This is a genomic window from Ruegeria sp. CDSC054 (assembly GCF_059610645.1).
Map to the genome: position 1 here is coordinate 48,810 of NZ_JBXWOA010000008.1, position 16,154 is coordinate 64,963.

Annotated in this window: 17 protein-coding genes, 1 other RNA gene and 1 riboswitch; of the genes, 11 read left to right on the forward strand and 7 right to left on the reverse strand. The window is 58.1% G+C overall.

Annotated elements, in window-relative coordinates:
- Nucleotides 1–31 precede the first annotated feature (31 nt).
- A complete protein-coding gene (nudC, locus tag AC2FGC_RS15570) occupies nucleotides 32–1,012 on the reverse strand; it encodes an NAD(+) diphosphatase (RefSeq protein WP_496782788.1) in 981 nt (326 codons plus the stop codon).
- A 207-nt stretch (nucleotides 1,013–1,219) separates the two neighbouring features.
- Between nudC and AC2FGC_RS15575 the strand changes: the two genes are divergently transcribed.
- The 3 genes from AC2FGC_RS15575 (at nucleotide 1,220) to rsgA (ending at nucleotide 4,374) form a co-directional block, all read left to right on the forward strand.
- Nucleotides 1,220–3,049, forward strand: coding sequence for a bifunctional 2',3'-cyclic-nucleotide 2'-phosphodiesterase/3'-nucleotidase (locus AC2FGC_RS15575; RefSeq protein WP_496782900.1), 1,830 nt, complete (start codon nucleotides 1,220–1,222; stop codon nucleotides 3,047–3,049).
- Between the two features lie 39 nt (nucleotides 3,050–3,088).
- Nucleotides 3,089–3,187, forward strand: an RNA gene (gene ffs, locus AC2FGC_RS15580) — signal recognition particle sRNA small type.
- A 158-nt stretch (nucleotides 3,188–3,345) separates the two neighbouring features.
- Nucleotides 3,346–4,374 (forward strand): ribosome small subunit-dependent GTPase A, encoded by a 1,029-nt coding sequence (gene rsgA / locus AC2FGC_RS15585; RefSeq protein WP_496726616.1) that lies wholly within the window; start codon nucleotides 3,346–3,348, stop codon nucleotides 4,372–4,374.
- 8 nt (nucleotides 4,375–4,382) lie between these two features.
- Here rsgA and AC2FGC_RS15590 read toward each other — a convergent pair whose 3' ends face one another.
- Complete coding sequence (locus AC2FGC_RS15590) at nucleotides 4,383–5,240, reverse strand: alpha/beta hydrolase family protein (RefSeq protein WP_496726615.1); 858 nt, start codon at nucleotides 5,238–5,240, stop codon at nucleotides 4,383–4,385.
- 144 nt (nucleotides 5,241–5,384) lie between these two features.
- A riboswitch (cobalamin riboswitch) is annotated at nucleotides 5,385–5,604 on the forward strand.
- Between the two features lie 84 nt (nucleotides 5,605–5,688).
- Here AC2FGC_RS15590 and AC2FGC_RS15595 point away from each other — a divergent pair.
- Nucleotides 5,689–6,096 (forward strand): hypothetical protein, encoded by a 408-nt coding sequence (locus AC2FGC_RS15595; protein ID WP_496726613.1) that lies wholly within the window; start codon nucleotides 5,689–5,691, stop codon nucleotides 6,094–6,096.
- A gap of 7 nt (nucleotides 6,097–6,103) precedes the next feature.
- Here AC2FGC_RS15595 and AC2FGC_RS15600 read toward each other — a convergent pair whose 3' ends face one another.
- Nucleotides 6,104–6,601 carry a protein-tyrosine phosphatase family protein gene (locus AC2FGC_RS15600; protein ID WP_496726612.1) on the reverse strand — a complete coding sequence of 166 codons (498 nt, stop codon included), beginning with the start codon at nucleotides 6,599–6,601 and terminating at the stop codon, nucleotides 6,104–6,106.
- A gap of 157 nt (nucleotides 6,602–6,758) precedes the next feature.
- Here AC2FGC_RS15600 and AC2FGC_RS15605 point away from each other — a divergent pair, with 157 nt between their 5' ends.
- From AC2FGC_RS15605 to recR, 3 genes are all read left to right on the forward strand, one after another.
- Nucleotides 6,759–8,510 carry a DNA polymerase III subunit gamma/tau gene (locus AC2FGC_RS15605; protein ID WP_496726611.1) on the forward strand — a complete coding sequence of 584 codons (1,752 nt, stop codon included), beginning with the start codon at nucleotides 6,759–6,761 and terminating at the stop codon, nucleotides 8,508–8,510.
- 387 nt (nucleotides 8,511–8,897) lie between these two features.
- The gene (locus tag AC2FGC_RS15610) at nucleotides 8,898–9,242 is read left to right on the forward strand and encodes a YbaB/EbfC family nucleoid-associated protein (protein WP_496726610.1); all 345 of its coding nucleotides are present in this window, start codon (nucleotides 8,898–8,900) and stop codon (nucleotides 9,240–9,242) included.
- 64 nt (nucleotides 9,243–9,306) lie between these two features.
- On the forward strand, nucleotides 9,307–9,900 hold the full coding sequence (recR, locus tag AC2FGC_RS15615; RefSeq protein ID WP_496726609.1) for a recombination mediator RecR: 594 nt from the start codon (nucleotides 9,307–9,309) through the stop codon (nucleotides 9,898–9,900).
- Between the two features lie 70 nt (nucleotides 9,901–9,970).
- On the opposite strand, the gene AC2FGC_RS15620 is transcribed toward recR, so the two are convergent.
- A complete protein-coding gene (locus AC2FGC_RS15620) occupies nucleotides 9,971–10,468 on the reverse strand; it encodes a lactoylglutathione lyase family protein (RefSeq protein WP_496726608.1) in 498 nt (165 codons plus the stop codon).
- 198 nt (nucleotides 10,469–10,666) lie between these two features.
- Between AC2FGC_RS15620 and AC2FGC_RS15625 the strand changes: the two genes are divergently transcribed.
- Entirely contained in the window at nucleotides 10,667–11,155 is a 489-nt protein-coding gene (locus AC2FGC_RS15625) for a hypothetical protein (RefSeq protein WP_496726607.1), read from the forward strand.
- Here the strand turns inward: AC2FGC_RS15625 and AC2FGC_RS15630 are convergent.
- Nucleotides 11,152–11,793, reverse strand: coding sequence for a ribonuclease T2 family protein (locus tag AC2FGC_RS15630; protein ID WP_496726606.1), 642 nt, complete (start codon nucleotides 11,791–11,793; stop codon nucleotides 11,152–11,154). The genes AC2FGC_RS15625 and AC2FGC_RS15630 overlap by 4 nt on opposite strands.
- A gap of 128 nt (nucleotides 11,794–11,921) precedes the next feature.
- Here AC2FGC_RS15630 and AC2FGC_RS15635 point away from each other — a divergent pair, with 128 nt between their 5' ends.
- Both AC2FGC_RS15635 and AC2FGC_RS15640 read left to right on the forward strand, forming a co-directional pair.
- Nucleotides 11,922–12,683, forward strand: coding sequence for a DUF1013 domain-containing protein (locus AC2FGC_RS15635; RefSeq protein WP_496739424.1), 762 nt, complete (start codon nucleotides 11,922–11,924; stop codon nucleotides 12,681–12,683).
- 51 nt (nucleotides 12,684–12,734) lie between these two features.
- On the forward strand, nucleotides 12,735–13,124 hold the full coding sequence (locus AC2FGC_RS15640) for a hypothetical protein (protein ID WP_496782792.1): 390 nt from the start codon (nucleotides 12,735–12,737) through the stop codon (nucleotides 13,122–13,124).
- A 38-nt stretch (nucleotides 13,125–13,162) separates the two neighbouring features.
- On the opposite strand, the gene AC2FGC_RS15645 is transcribed toward AC2FGC_RS15640, so the two are convergent.
- Nucleotides 13,163–14,191, reverse strand: a complete 1,029-nt coding sequence (locus AC2FGC_RS15645; protein ID WP_496782796.1) for a permease — start codon at nucleotides 14,189–14,191, stop codon at nucleotides 13,163–13,165.
- Nucleotides 14,184–14,492 (reverse strand): ArsR/SmtB family transcription factor, encoded by a 309-nt coding sequence (locus AC2FGC_RS15650; RefSeq protein WP_058272522.1) that lies wholly within the window; start codon nucleotides 14,490–14,492, stop codon nucleotides 14,184–14,186. The genes AC2FGC_RS15645 and AC2FGC_RS15650 overlap by 8 nt, the downstream gene beginning before the upstream one ends.
- Before the next feature lie 134 nt (nucleotides 14,493–14,626).
- On the opposite strand from AC2FGC_RS15650, the gene pdxR reads away from it, so the two are divergent.
- A complete protein-coding gene (gene pdxR / locus AC2FGC_RS15655) occupies nucleotides 14,627–16,087 on the forward strand; it encodes a MocR-like pyridoxine biosynthesis transcription factor PdxR (RefSeq protein ID WP_496726604.1) in 1,461 nt (486 codons plus the stop codon).
- Nucleotides 16,088–16,154: the final 67 nt, after the last annotated feature.

Genomic DNA, 16,154 nt, shown 5'->3' on the forward strand with positions numbered 1-16,154 from the left:
GGGTTCTCTCGCTTTTCAGAACAGTATTTTGTCAGTCCAACGTATCGGCAAGCCAGTTTTGCAAAAGAAAATGCGCAATCGCTCCCTTGCGGGCTGGCAGCAGAACGGGGTGTTCGCCGGCAAAGGCCTCCATCATCTCGGATTTGGTAACCCACATCGCATCTTCGATTTCAATCGGGTCGATGGTGATATCGCGCGACAACGCCTCACCGGCGCAGCCGAACATCAACGAGGCTGGAAACGGCCAGGGTTGGCTGGAGAGGTAACGGACCTCACCCACGGGCACTCCGGCTTCTTCCATCACTTCGCGTCGGACTGCAGCCTCAAGCGTTTCACCCGGCTCAACAAACCCTGCCAACAGCGAATACATCCCTTCTGGCCAGCCCGGCGAACGCCCCATCAGAACTGAATCGCGATGGGTAATCAACATGATGACGACCGGATCGGTACGTGGAAAATGCTGTCCACCACAGGACGGACAACTGCGCTGCCACCCCGCCTGCGCAAGTTCACTGGCTGCGCCGCACCGGGCGCAAAACCGATGCGTTTCGTGCCATGCAGTCACCGCCTTGGCCGAGGCCGCCAGTTCGGCGTCACGCGTCGACAAACGGGTCATGATCCGACGCAGTTCGGCAAAGACATGGCCGTGGGGCAAGTCCGGGTGCTGTTGCTCTGACTTATCGATAAAGCCTCCGACACCGGACACGTCCAACCCATCAGCCGTCCAGTCCGAGATATCAAAGGCAAACACAGGCGCGTCGTCTGACAGCCCCAGGAATACAGGCTGCTCGACAGAACCTCCTAGCCCGGTTTCGACCAGCTTGTGTGACATCGCGATCAGCCCCAACTGATCCAGCGCCTCACCCTGAACCAATACCTTACCGCGCCACAAGAGCAGGCATTTTGCATTGGGATGCACCCGCGCCCCCGCGACCGCATCAGCGTCCCCGCGAATATGCGCCGCACGATCCAGCCCCGAGCTACCAAACGTCACATTTTCCGCATTTTTCATAAGTTATCCTTAGGCTTGTCCGCACAGGGCTGCCATGTCGGCCAATCAGTTGCAACGGTGTTTCACCTCCAAAATCACAGGTCGCCATCGAATGAACACAGCTAAGCCTTGCAATTCACTGTGATTAATCTTTTTGTTGAAAATAACTAAGACAAAACTGCCAAAAGTAGAAATTTGAAACCTTCCCCTTCTCTGCCATCGCAGACCGTGCAGATCCGAATACTGGCCACCACGGATCTTCATATGAACTTGAGGGGTTTTGATTACTATTCTGACACCCCTGAACCCACAATCGGCCTGGCTCGAACCGCCAGCCTGATCCGTGAAGCCCGAACTGAGGCGCAGGCGGAAGGCTCGGTTGTGTTACTTTTTGACAATGGCGATTCGCTGCAGGGAACTCCGGTTGGGGACCTGGCCGCCGAGCAAACTGATAAGCCGCATGCGCTGATGCAGGCCCTTGGCGCGCTAGAGTATGATGCGATCGGGTTAGGCAATCATGATTTCGGGTTCGAAGGGAACATACTGGATCGCATACTTTCACAGGCCCCCTGCCCGGTGGTTTGCAGCAATGTTCATCGCCCGGGCGCCAACGAAGTCTGGCAGGATCAGGCAGTTCTAACCCGCCGGGTTGAGGTCGCGGGGCACCAAGCCTCGCTAACCGTCGGCGTCTTCTCGGTGGTTCCGCCGCAGACCCGGAATTGGGAATCTCATCGGCTGGGTAATGACGTCCGGATAGACGACATTCTGACCTGCGCGCGCATTAAAGTGTCAGAGCTTCGATCCCACGGCTGCGACGTGATCATCGCGCTAGCCCATACAGGGCTGGGGTACGTCGACCCCGCGCCCGATCTTGAAAACGCGATAATCCCCCTTGCCGCGATTGAGGGCATTGACGCCATCATCGCCGGGCACACGCATCTGACCCTGCCGGGGAAGTCACACGCTGGGCTGGAACACGTCGATGCCACTGGCGGTATGGTGCATGGCACACCTGTTGTCATGCCGGGATCTGCCGGATCTCATCTTGGCGTGATTGATCTGACGCTGACTGCCACGACGGAAAAGGGTTGGTCGGTCGCGGCTCATCGCACTGAACTGCGCCCGGTCTCAGGTGCTGACCCGGCGGCCGAAGACCCGCTGTTGGTAGCGATGTTTTCAGATGTGCATTCCGCAACACGAAAACGGGCCGCGGAACCGATTGGGCATACGGATCAGAGCCTGCACAGCTATTTCAGCTTTTGCGCCAAGGATCGAGGGCTTGCGATGGTGGCCGCAGCACAGGCTTCGACCGTGCGCCAGATCCTGAAGGGCACACCCCATGAAGCGACACCATTGCTGTCTGCCGTAGCGCCTTCGAAATTCGGTGGTCGCGCCGGGCCTCGCTTTTACTCGGACATTCCTGCGGGCGTAATGCGCATGCGCCACGTGGCCGATCTGAACATCTTTCCAAACGAACTTCGTTCGGTCGCGGTGTCAGGAGAGCACATCAGAGATTGGCTTGAAATGTCTGCGGGCGTTTTCAATCAGGTGAAACCCGGCGCGCAAACTGAATTGGTCAATCCTGATCGAGCCGGACACAATTTCGATGTTCTGTTCGGGCTAAGCTACGTGATCGACCTCAGCGTACCGCCTCGGTTCGATGCGGAAGGGCGACTGGTAAATCCGGCATACCGGCGCATCTCAGATCTTCGTTTCCAAGGCCACGCGGTGACGGCCGAACACCGCTTTGTCGTTGCACTGAACAATTACCGCGCCAGCGGCGGTGGACATTTTCCGTTCATACAAGACGCCGAAGTCATCAACGTTCCAGCCTTGCCGATCCAACACGCATTGAAGGGCTACCTGACCGGTGCAATGCCCACAGAATCGCTGGAACAAGGTCCCTGCCCATTCCGTTTTGCGCCCATGCCGGGGTCCTCTGTCCTGTTGAAGACCGGTCCAAAGGCACAGTGTCACCTCGCGGACATCGCAGAGTTTAGCGCAAAGCTGGCTGGCACGGATGCCGAAGGGTTTTTGCGCATTCAACTCACACTGTGACGGGTTGTCATTTCTGCGTGTCTTCCCTATATCGATTTTCGAGAGGTTGGCGCGGGCGAGCGCCTCGCCAACCTGGTCAGGTCCGGAAGGAAGCAGCCACAACGAGCCCCGCTTGGGTCGATGTCCAACCTCTCACTTACTTGAACCGCTAGCCACAGGAGGGCTTTTATGATTGTAGCAAAAACCCTTTGGGCAGAGCGTTTCTGAGGCCGACCCTCACACCTGCCTGAACACATCACCGCTGATTGCGCGACCGCCATCCAGACGGCTTGCTGTACCTGAACACAGGCAGAACAATGTCCTTTACACTTTCGGACCTGGGATGGTCCTCACACTTTGCCGCCCAACATGCGGCCAATCCTTCGTGCGTTCCCTTTCGCATCACAGCCGTTCACCGTGATCGTCTGATCGGTGCAAACATCAACGGTGAAACACCTCTGCTCACCCTGGCCCAGCCGACGGGCGACTTCGCCGTCGGCGACTGGGTATTGGCGGATGATCATAACCGCGTTCAACAGCTGCTGGAACGCCGCAGCCTTTTGAAACGCCGCGCCGCCGGAACTGGGGCCGAGGCCCAGTTGATCGCCGCCAATGTGGATGTGCTGTTCATCGTCAGTTCCTGCAATGCCGACTTCAATCTGGCCCGGCTGGAACGGTATTTGGCTTTGGCACATCAGGCCGGGTGCTATCCGGTCGTCATACTAACCAAGGCCGATACCTGCACCGATCCTGATAAATACTCCAAAGCGGCCGTGTCGCTGTCTCCGTTTCTGACCGTGCTGGCAATCAATGCTTTGGATGCCATGGACGTTCAGCAAGTTCTGTCCTGGTGCCCCACCGGGCAGACCGCTGCACTGGTCGGCTCATCCGGTGTCGGCAAGACAACATTGGTCAACGCCATGACGGGCCTGGATGAGGCAACCTCCGGCATTCGCGAGGACGACGCGCGCGGGCGGCACACGACAACTGCCCGCGCGTTGCATCCGATGCAGAACGGAGGCTGGTTGATCGATACACCCGGCATGCGGGCTTTGCGGTTGCTGGATGCACAAGATGGCGTCGATGAGGTCTTTTCCGACATTCTTGAATTGGCTCAGACCTGCCGCTTTTCCGATTGTCAGCATCAGGCCGAGCCGAGCTGCGCCGTGCAGGATGCGATTTCCAACGGAACACTGGACGCTGAGCGGTTAGAGCGCTGGCGAAAGCTGCGGCGCGAGGATGAGAGGAACTCGGAAACCGTGGCGCAGTCTCGTGCGCGCGACAAGGCCTTTGGTAAGATGGTACGATCGGTGATGCAGGACAAGAAATCCCGAAAAAAGCTGTAAGTACCGGCTCAGGCGATTAACCGGGGCCATATGGCCGCATTTCGGCGCGCAAATGCGCCGATGTGACCGACCCCGGCCAATCCAAAGTCTTTCGGCGACAACTGATGCCGGCGGGCTTTGGGACCGTAAAGATCGGCCAGGCGCCAAACCGCGTTCGGGGGCACCACCTGATCATCGTCCATTGTGAACAGATCGACGGGTGTTTCCGACGCAGCCCAACGGGCGTCTGGAAGGCTTTTGCCGATATCCGGCACGTAGCTCAGCGCAGCGGTGCACCATTTGCGCCACTGCCAGTAGACACGTGCCGGAAGGTCCGAGCCGAACCCAAGTGCCTTGCCCGGCAGGTATCCCAATGCCTTAACCAGCAATGGCGGGTGGGCATACCAGAACATTGTCGCCAGTGCGCGATACGGCCAGGGGTGGTCGGATACCGTCACCAAACCTGAACAGACACAGATCATCCGGTCGATCTGCTCAATATCGGGCTGAATTGGCCCCAGCATTCCACCCACCGAATGGCCAATGCTCCACTGTTGCGCGACAGGAAACCTGCGCCGCATTTCAGTGCGGGCAGCGGGCATGTCGATCAACGCCCAATCGGCCATCGTGGCCTGCGAATCGCGCAGACGCCCCTTTAGAGAGTGGCCAAAATCGCGATAGTCATAGGTCAGACAGGCCATACCCTGTTCTTCCACCAGCCACCGCGCAAAATGCTGGTAATAGTCGCGCGGTACGCCTGTGGCTGCATGGACTACAACCGCCACATCAGGTGCCGAGGCAGGCATATACAGCCGTGCCGACAGTTCGGCCTCTCCGGCAGAAAACGTGAAATCTTCGGTCAAAACGACCGGAGTGTTGTCCAACATGGTGCCCTCGCAAGCATCTGAACTATTCGGTTCACATATGGCATATCGGCGCTTTTGCGCGACTAGAGTCAACAGATTTTCAAAGTGACCAAGCGTCCACTTGAACGATGGAAAACAGCCCGCTTGACTCAAGCCACCTACAACCGCTAGCGATGAGGTGATGGTTCTCGTCCTTATATTGGGGCGGGATGAAAAGGGAACTCGGTGCGGTCCAGCCCGGCAATGCCGGAACGGACCAAGGCCGCGACTGCCCCCGCAACTGTAAGCGGTAAGCAATGCCGAAAAACCACTGGCCGAAAGGCTGGGAAGGTCGGCAAAGCAATGACCCGCAAGTCAGGAGACCTGCCATCAAAGTAAAAACCGAAACTCGGGCGGGGTGTCCGGGCAGGTCTTCAGTTGACTGAAACACCTGTTCCACGTCCCCCGCTCACCGCGCGGAGGGCGCATTATGATCTGGAAGACAACGACCCACGAGTTCACCGCCACCCTGTGCCAGAAAACGGGGAAAACCTGCCCCGCATTGGCACAAATGGCTCGGGCCTTGGCCGAGGCGATGGCAACAGCACAACCAATGACGACCAGCGAATTTGAGGTGGACGGTTCCAGCGAACTGACCCATTGCGGCGAGGGCTGCACGGCTCGGTTTCGCGCTAGCCCGTCCCGGATCAGGGTCTATTGCGGCGCGAACGCAGACGACTCGGCAGATATGTTGGACGACTACGCCGATATGATGTTCAGCCCTGAATTCGCCACTCTGCCAACAGGTGTATTGACCGCCTTGCCTTGCGCAATGCTCGAGGCATCGGCACTTGCGCCGCGACCGTCACAGCACATCGTGCAGCAAGCAACAGCCTGATTTTGCTTCACCGATCGCTCTGGGTCGGCTTCATGGCCCAGGCCATCTGCTCATCCGTTTCCACCGCGCAGGGTCGAGCCAAGCGTAACCGGATTAGCGCGTGGTTTGGGTCTTCACCGCTTTCCACCATGAGCCTAAGCGCGACCATCCCCGACCGCCCACAACCGCCCCGGCAATGCACCAGCACGCGTCCACCCTCGGACAGCACCTGCCGGGCGGCTGCGCTGGCTTGAGGCCAAAGAGTTTCGATTGGCAGGGGCGGCGTGCCAAAATCCTCGATCGGAAGATGCACCCAGGTCGCGGGTCTGCTTTGAACGTCTCTACCAAAACTGCCTGCACCGACCTGCTGCATCTCGGCCTCAGTGGTCATTGAAATCACCAGATCAGGGTTCCAGTCCTGTATCACCCTCAGATCATCCACATACCCGCCGCCGCCGCCAGGCAAGGGGGACAACGCCAAAGTGCCTGAGCCAACAGGCAGTGCGTAGATTGCAAATTTTGCCAAAGCTTATGCTCCTACTGCCACCGGCTTACCAGGTTTTGACAGCCGGTTTATCCCGCTTACAGACGCAGTCCAAACCGAAATTCCACGAAGCCTGCTGTGGACGCGAGCGGCCCGGGTCTCTACGCTACATTTCTGACACGAATCTGACAGAGCAGACATGACCGAAACGCCCAGCCCCGCCTATCAGGTTCTTGCCCGCAAGTACCGCCCCGAAACCTTTGCAGATCTGGTTGGACAGGACGCAATGGTGCGCACGCTAAAAAATGCGTTCGAAGCGGATCGGATCGCGCAAGCCTTCATCATGACCGGCATTCGCGGTACAGGTAAAACCACCACTGCCCGGATTATCGCCAAAGGTATGAACTGCATCGGTCCCGATGGTGAAGGCAAACCAACGACCGAACCTTGTGGCCAGTGCGAGCATTGCATTGCCATCATGGAAGGACGCCATGTCGACGTGATGGAGATGGACGCCGCCAGCCGGACCGGTGTGAACGACATTCGCGAGATTATCGACAGTGTCCGATATCGTGCCGCCAGTGCGCGCTACAAGATCTATATCATCGACGAAGTTCACATGCTGTCGACCAGCGCCTTCAATGCCCTGCTCAAAACGCTTGAAGAACCGCCCGAGCACGTAAAATTCATCTTTGCGACGACCGAGATTCGCAAAGTTCCAGTGACAGTGCTGTCACGATGCCAGCGGTTTGACCTGCGCCGGATCGAACCCGAAGACATGATTGGCCTTCTCAACAAGATCGCAGCGGCTGAGAATGCGCAGATCGCAGAAGACGCGCTTGCTTTGATCACGCGCGCGGCCGAAGGGTCTGCCCGCGATGCAACATCGCTGTTGGATCAAGCGATTTCACATGGTGCCGGGGAAACCAGCGTCGATCAGGTTCGGGCAATGCTGGGCCTTGCAGATCGCGGGCGCGTGCTGGATCTGATGGACATGATCCTGCGCGGTGATGCGGCTGGAGCATTGACCGAGTTGAGCGGCCAGTATGCCGAAGGGGCCGATCCGCTGGCCGTTCTGCGCGATCTGGCCGAGATCACCCATTGGGTTTCCGTGGTCAAAATCACGCCCGATGCCGCCGATGACCCCACCGTCTCACCGGATGAACGTGCGCGTGGTCAACAGATGGCCGAGGCGCTGCCAATGCGGGTGTTGACGCGCATGTGGCAGATGTTGCTGAAAGCGCTGGAGGAGGTCTCCGCAGCACCCAACGCGATGATGGCCGCCGAAATGGCAATCATTCGTCTGACCCATGTGGCCGATTTACCAAGCCCCGAAGAACTTATCAAACGACTACAGGATGCACCTCCCCCCCCACCAAGCGGGGGACCTGGCGGTGGTGTGGCTGTGCCAACTCATGCACCTACGCAGGCGACATCCTCTACGCATCTCTCGGCCCAGCGCGGGCCGGCAGGGGCACCCACCGCAGCGCTTGCCCAGGACATCCAGACCGCGCTGGCACGCTATCCAACCTTCGAACACGTAGTCGAGTTGATCCGTACCAACCGGGACGTAAAACTGTTGGTTGAGGTCGAAAACGGCGTGCGTCTCGTCTCGTATTCCCCGGGACGGATCGAGTTCACGCCAACGGACAAAGCGCCGACCGATCTGGCGCAAAGGCTTGGTTCAGCCTTGCAACGCTGGACCGGAAACCGATGGGCCGTCTCAATCGTGGCCGACGGGGACGCGGCAACAATCGCCGAGGTTCGAGACGCGGCTGATCTGGCGTTGAAAGCGCAGGCCGAACAACACCCACTGGTTCAAGCCGTTCTGATGCAGTTCCCCAAAGCGCGCATCAAACGGATCGAAACCCCGGAAGAACGCGCCGCCAAGGTCGAAACCGAAGCCCTGCCTGAGGTCGAAGACGAATGGGACCCGTTCGAGGAGGATTAACAGCTGCACTTTGCACACATCGATGCGGTCTACTACGAAGCATGCGAAGTATTTAACCCTGGCTGGGATGGCGAACCGGTTAGCGAATTGGTCGAAGCAGTTGCTCTCACCTTGCATCCGGTATCCATGGTCTTGCTGGTGTTGTCTGCTATAGCAATCTGGCGCGGAAACCTATGGATCGCATTGGCGACGTCCTTCGCTTGGGCGATTTGGGCGGCTCACATTTTTGTCGACGACTTGATGGATGACTCGCGTAGATCGGCGGCAGACATCGGGTGCATCGGTCATTCCAGCCTGTTCATAGGGCTGACAATTGCGCTATGTGCGTCGATGACACTTTACGCTGTATATGTTCGCCTAAGGCGATCACAATTTAGGAGACAGTAAATGCTCAAAGGACTCGGCGGTCTGGGCGATATGGCCAAGATGATGAAATCCGCACAGGATTTGCAGACCAAGATGACGGATATGCAGGAAGAGCTGAACAACATGATGGTTGTGGGCGAATCCGGTGCGGGGCTGGTGAAGGCCACCGCCACCGCAAAAGGCGAGCTGAAGGGTTTGGACATCGATCCGTCGATCTTCAACGGCGACGATAAGGAAGTTGTCGAAGATCTGATTCTGGCCGCTATCAAGGACGCGCAAACCAAAGCGGCCGAGCGCTCTCAGGCCGAGATGGCAAGGCTGACCGAAAGCATGGGTCTGCCCGCAGACATCAAGCTGCCGTTCTGATAGACACTCCTGACGACCCAAAGGCCGGGCACCCCTGTCCGGCCCTTTTGCAGGAGCGCACGCCGTGAGTTCGAACAGCGATATCGACAATCTGATCGACCTGATGGCCAAACTGCCCGGCCTCGGCCCCCGCTCGGCCCGCCGCGCAGTGCTGCACCTGATCCGAAAGCGCGCCCTGCTGCTGACGCCCCTGTCGGACGTAATGCAGCAGGTGGCTGCCACCGCCCGCGAATGCCTGAATTGCGGCAACGTGGGCACCACCGATATCTGCGACATCTGCGATAGCGAGGATCGCGCGACCGGAGAGTTGTGCGTGGTCGAAGATGTGGCTGATCTCTGGGCGATGGAACGCGCTGCAGTTTTCAAGGGTCGCTATCACGTTTTGGGCGGCACATTGTCGGCTCTGGATGGGGTCGGACCGGACGAACTGCGCATTCCCCGACTCAAGGATCGGGTGATGGCCGAAGGGATTTCTGAGGTCATTCTGGCCCTAAATGCCACTGTCGATGGCCAGACCACCGCCCACTACATCGCGGATCAGTTGGAGGGACAGGTCCGCCTGACCTCACTGGCGCAGGGTGTTCCGATTGGGGGCGAGCTTGATTATCTGGACGACGGGACGATTACGGCGGCGCTGAGGGCACGAAAAGAACTCTGAGCCTTGCGATACGGCGACAACCGGAAAGGATTCGCCTCTTCCGGTTGCACACCAAGGTCTGTTCCGATTGTCAGGTGTAAGCACCCGACGAATACGTCAATTCATAGGAATGGCTGTATATCTCAAAGACGATACCAAATGGGTCTTCGACGTAGACCATGCGATAGGGTTTCTCACCGGGATAATAGTATCGGATCGGCATCCGTTGTTTGCCGCCGGCCGCCACGATTTTTTCTACCAGGCCTTCGACATCCGGGTCCTGGACGCAAAAATGGAACGTACCATTCTGGCGAAAATCGATATTGTTTTCAGGCACATAATTCCCGTGAAACTCGAATAGCTCAAAACCAACGCGATCAGCGGTCGCGAGATGCGCAATACGCAGTTTTTTCCATTCCGGACCAAACACATCAGTGCACATGACACCGATATCCGTGTCATCCTCTACCACGTCCGTTGGTGGCATGATTACGTAAAAACCAAGGACTTCAGAGTAGAACTTTACAGCCTCGTCAACGTTTGGGACGGACAATCCGATGTGAGAAAATGTTCTTGGATGTTGCGGCATGGCACGCTCCTTAATTTTATGGAGCGAAAACTATTGTGCCGCGGCCGAGTTTCAAGCGTTCGCCCTGCGAGGCATAGCCGGGTTCCACTATGCACATAGGTCTTTGTTCGCGGTCGCATCAATCAAGAATGGCCTTTGCCTCCTTCACGCGGCGTGTACTATGGCTTCGACCTTATCCATTTGATATTGGAAACTGTTATGAAACGCCTTTTTGCCCTCGCGCTTACCGCCTTTACAGCCACCGCCGCGTTTTCGCAGGAACTGATCGACAAAGGCTTTATCGAGGGCTGGAACATTATGATGGACCCCGCGCTGGGGAATGGATGCCTGATCCAGACGATCTACCAAGACCTCTCAGTCGTGCGGCTGGGCTATGACGCGCTGGACAATCGCGGGTATTTCGCCGTCTACAACAAGGCGTGGGGCGACATCAAACAGGGTGAGAGTTATCCGATCCGGTTCGATCTGGACGGCAAAAGCTATAATGCCACTGCCATCGGCTTCAATCAGCGCGATGTGCCAGGCGCAACCGTGTTTTTCACCGACCGCAGCTTCGTGAATGCGATTGCGCAGAACAAGACCATGACGGTCTACAACCCCGCAGGTGAGACGGTGATGGCGATTGATCTAAAAGGCACGGCCAAAGCGCTGGAATATGCCCGGGACTGCCAGAACAAGAAGCTCTAACGAATCGGATCAAACAGGGCGTCTTTGGCGGTACAATCTCGGATCACGTCTCGCCCACAAGGCACGGGTTCAAGGTCGCGCGACAGGCACAGGCGGACCTCTTCTATATAGCCCTGCTTGCAGGTCACAGTGATCATGTCGCGCTCAAGGCCGGGGTTGGCTTTCAGAAATGCTTCTTCCACGACCGATGCAGGCAGTTTGACCGAGGCGTCCAGCTTGCGGAATACCTGAGGACGCTCAACCGCCTCATACGCCTGCCGGGACAGCGCATAATAGTCGGACGCGCTGAGGCCCGAGCAGGTCCCGTGCTTTTTCCACTGATGCCACGCCAGACCGGAACTGCCCTGAATATCCGTCATTTTGCGTGACATAGCGCGCGATGGCGGTGCCTCGGGCGTGCGGCAGAAGGCGGGCCAGCCCTGATGGTACTGAGGCCACAGACCATGCAGGATCCAGCCATGGTCATGCCGAGTGTCGCATTGATCCGATCCGCGCGCGTCGCCTTCGCGGGCGCACCAGTTGGGCGACCAGCTAAGCGACAAGACGTAGTAGTCAAACTCGCCTGCCTTTTCGCCATCGCCCAGCGCCGCCATTGCACCGAAAATCCACGAAACCAGCCCCAAAACAACCCAGCGCATTCGCCTCTTCCCTTCTTGCCTTGGCGCGACTATATACGGACCAAGTTCCCCGACAACGGAAACCTGCCCCAAAAAAGGGGCCGCCGAATTCCGGCGACGGGAAAGATGTATTTATAGGAGACGGGCTGATGGCAAAACCGCTTATGGCCAAGGCAACAGCCGTATGGCTGGTGGACAACACCACGATCAGCTTCAAGCAGATCGCGGATTTCGTAGGCATGCACGAGCTTGAGGTGCAGGGCATCGCAGACGGCGATGTGGCCGCTGGCGTGAAAGGCTTTGACCCCATCGCCAACAACCAGCTGACCCAGGACGAGATCGACACGGCGCAGAACAACCCGCTGCACAAGCTGAAGCTCAAGTTCAACCCCGCTGCAAGCGGCGAGGAAAAGCGTCGCGGTCCGCGCTATACCCCGCTGTCCAAGCGTCAGGACCGTCCGAACTCGATCCTGTGGTTGGTCAAGTTCCACCCGGAACTCAGCGACGGTCAGATCGCCAAGCTGGTGGGCACCACCAAGCCGACCATCCAGTCGATCCGTGAACGGACCCACTGGAACATTTCCAACATGCAGCCGATCGACCCCGTTGCCCTGGGTCTGTGCAAACAGTCCGAACTGGACGCGATCGTGCAGAAGGCCGCAGCCAAGAAAGCTGCCGAAGGTGGCGTCATGAGCGATGACGAGCGCCGCAAGCTGGTCTCGACCGAACAATCGCTGGAAATGGACGCGGCGCCGAAGATCCCGACTGCCATCGAAGGTCTGGAAACCTTCTCGCTGTCGGACGACCCTGCGGAAGAAAAAGAAGAAGAACCAATCCTCGACGCGGACAGCTTCTTCAACCTGCCCAAAGGCGGTGCCGACGACGAAGACGAAGACGATCCGCGCCCCTAAAGCACAGACAGCCCCGGCCTGAACGGACCGGGGCTTTTTTACGAGAAAACCATGCTGAACGTTCTTTCCAAACTATTTGGACCGCATCGCGCCGTTTCGATCTATGCCTTCCTGAAGACCTGGGGTTTGCCCGTGGCAGGCGGTGTTGGTCTTGTTGCCGTCGCTGCTGGTTTGCTGATCTTCAACGACAGCGGCGAGCACGAGCATGAGGCATTCATGACCGTCAACGTCTTGTCAGCGACACCCATCAACGGGGACCTCAAGAACGGCGTCATTGCTTCGGTCCGGCTGCCGGACGGGTCTGCGACCTCGATCACTTCAACCGACGCTCCGGTCTCACAAACCGTTGGCACCACGGCCTGCATCGAAAAACGAGTGTATGTTGATAGTGGTGAAGCGCGGTATCGGTTCAAACTGCCGCGCCACTGCGAAACCGGATAAAAAAACCCGCCCGCCAAGTGCACCGGGCGGGTTTGATTTCAGATCATCTGGAACAGAATGCCAGCGGTGATGGCCCCAGTGATCCCCAGCCCCAGATAGGTCGCAAAGACCCGTGGTTTGACCAATGACCAGACCGCGGCCATTGCCGGGATCGAACTGACGGCACCCGCGACCATGAATGACATCGCGGCCCCAGCGCTCATCCCCTGTTCCATCAGGCCTGCCAGCAGCGGCGGCGCGACGTAGGAGTTCAGGTAAGCGGGCATCCCGACCAACGCGGCAATGACAATGGGTACAACACCGTCACCGCCGACAACGCGCGCGATCAGATCGGCGGGCACATAGCTGACCAACAGCGCCTCAAGCACATAGGCCAGAGCCAACCATTTCAACAGAAACAGGCTGTTGTGAATGAACTCGGACCGGAAGCGCTGACGACGCTCGGGTACCTGCCAGAACTTCCAGACAGGTTTGTCCTCTGTTTTAGGTCCGCATCCGCAGCCAGCCGGTTTGTATTCGCGCAGAGGCTGGGCAAACGCACCACCTCGCATCAGGGCACGGACGGCAAAGCCCCCAAACAGACCCAATGCGACAGCTGCAATGGCCTTGCCGATTGCAAATGGCCAACCCAATGCGCCTGCCGTGATCAACAGGGTAGGTGGATCAATCAAGGGCGAGCTGAGCCAGAACGCCATGACAGCCGACAATGGCGCACCAAGCGCCAGCAGACCAGCAATAAACGGAATGACTTCGCAAGAACAGAACGGTGCGAGGCCGCCGAAGACTGCGGCCAGAAAGATCATCCGCGTCTCGCGCCCCTCAAAGGCGCGCGCAACCATCACTTCGGCACCTGTCGCCTTGAGGTAAGACAGCAGCAAGACGGCGAACAGAATGTACTGGCCCGTATGGGAAAGGGCTTTACCCGCAAAGGTTACAACCTCTCCCCAATTGCCGGGGTCAAGGACAGCCACAAGCGCCAGAATGGCCACGATCACCGCCCATGGGGTTTTGATCAGATCAACGGCCACCTTTGCCGGTGCCTTTGGGTTTTGTGTCAGCTCAGCCATCGTTCGCAGCCTTTCCCACTTCGTCCGCGCAGCATTCGCTAAGAATGAACTGCGCGAGGCCTCTCAATTCTTCATAATTTGCGCGGTTGATGGTGGCGCGCCCGATTTTCTCTTGCTCGACAACACCGCCGGCCGCGAGAAACCGCAGGTGATGGGCCAATGTCGAAGGCGCAATGCCTGTGCGGTTCTGGATTTCCCCAACGGTCAACCCCGCCTCACCAGCCCGAACCAATGTCTTGAGAACCTTCAGTCGCGCTTCAGAGCCCATGGCCGAGAATCCTGCTGCAGCTGTTTCCCACATCTGACTTCTCCATTAAACTAAATTTCTAGTTATTTAGGTGAGTCGTTCTTTTTCGTCAAGCGCCTTGTTCACGAATTCTCGAGACGAGATTAAGTCCAGATTGCCCTCGCCTTAAGTCCACCCTATAAGGCGCTATGGGAATATCGGTCGACACATTCTTTCTGGAATTGAACGGACAGGGCACGCTGCAGGCGCAGATCCAGCAGATGATTGCCGAAGGCATCCTGTCTGGCCGGTTCCACGTTGGGGAAAAGCTGCCCTCGTCTCGTAAACTGGCGGCACACCTAGGTGTTAGCCGGATCACGGTGACATTGGCGTATACGGAACTTCTGGCCAATGACTACCTGACTGCCAAAGGCCGGTCGGGGTATTTCGTCTCGCAAAACGCGCCCGTGCCACCCAAGTATTCGCCTGTGCAAAAACGCGATGAAAATGTCGACTGGGACACGGCACTCGCACGCAGGTTCTCGGACGGGGACGTGCTGCCCAAGCCCAGTAATTGGCGCGATTACAAATACCCTTTCATCTATGGTCAGGCAGATCGGAAATTGTTTGACCACGCCAACTGGCGTCTCTGCGCGGTCCGCGCGTTGGGTCACAAGGATTTTGCATCCCTGACCGGGGACTACATGGATCAGGATGATCCGCTGCTGATCGAATTCATCGCCCGTCACACGTTGCCGCGCCGTGGAATCGCCGCCCGCCCCGAAGAGATCTTGATCACTATGGGCGCGCAAAACGCACTGTGGCTGGCCTCACGCATTCTTTTGAACCGCAACCGCACAGCGGTGATTGAAGACCCCTGTTACTATGCGCTGCGGGATCTGTTGAATCACTCCGATTGCAAGGTGTCGCCACTGGCCGTCGACAGCGACGGCCTGACCCCGGATGCGCTACCTGACGAAACAGACGTAATTTTCACCACCCCCAGCCATCAAAGCCCGACAACGGCAACCATGCCCGTTGAACGCCGCTACGAGCTGCTGAAACGCGCCCGCGAACTGGACGCCATGGTGGTCGAGGACGATTACGAGTTTGAAATGGCCTTTCTGGGATCCCCGTCCCCGGCCCTCAAGTCAATGGATCGCGACGGACGGGTGATCTATGTGGGCAGCTTCTCGAAGTCGCTGTTTCCCGGATTGCGGCTAGGCTACATTGTTGGGTCCGAGCCCTTTATCCGCGAGGCACGAGCCTTGCGTTCTTTGGTGCTGCGCCACCCGCCGGGCCATATCCAGCGCACTGCGGCCTATTTCCTGTCACTGGGCCATTACGATGCTCAGATTCGGCGTATGTCCAAGACCCTTGCCCGGCGCCGCGAAGCGTTGGATGCTGCAGTCGAACAGTACGGGCTTACCGCTGCCGGACGCGGAATCATGGGCGGCTCGTCTCTTTGGATGTCGGCCCCCGAGCGTGTGGACACGACCAAACTTGCCCAAAAGCTGCAGAGCCAGGGCGTCCATATCGAACCAGGCGCCCCGTTCTTCAATGGGTTGCACCGACCGCACAACTTCTATCGCCTTGGATACTCGTCCATTGGCCGGGACCGCATCGGGCCGGGGGTGAAACTGATCGCGGACGCCATCCGATCCGCCTAGCACGACTCTGGACATATCCCGCCTAACGTTCTGGCCCTAACGCCGCTTCGCCCCTTGCGCCAAAACC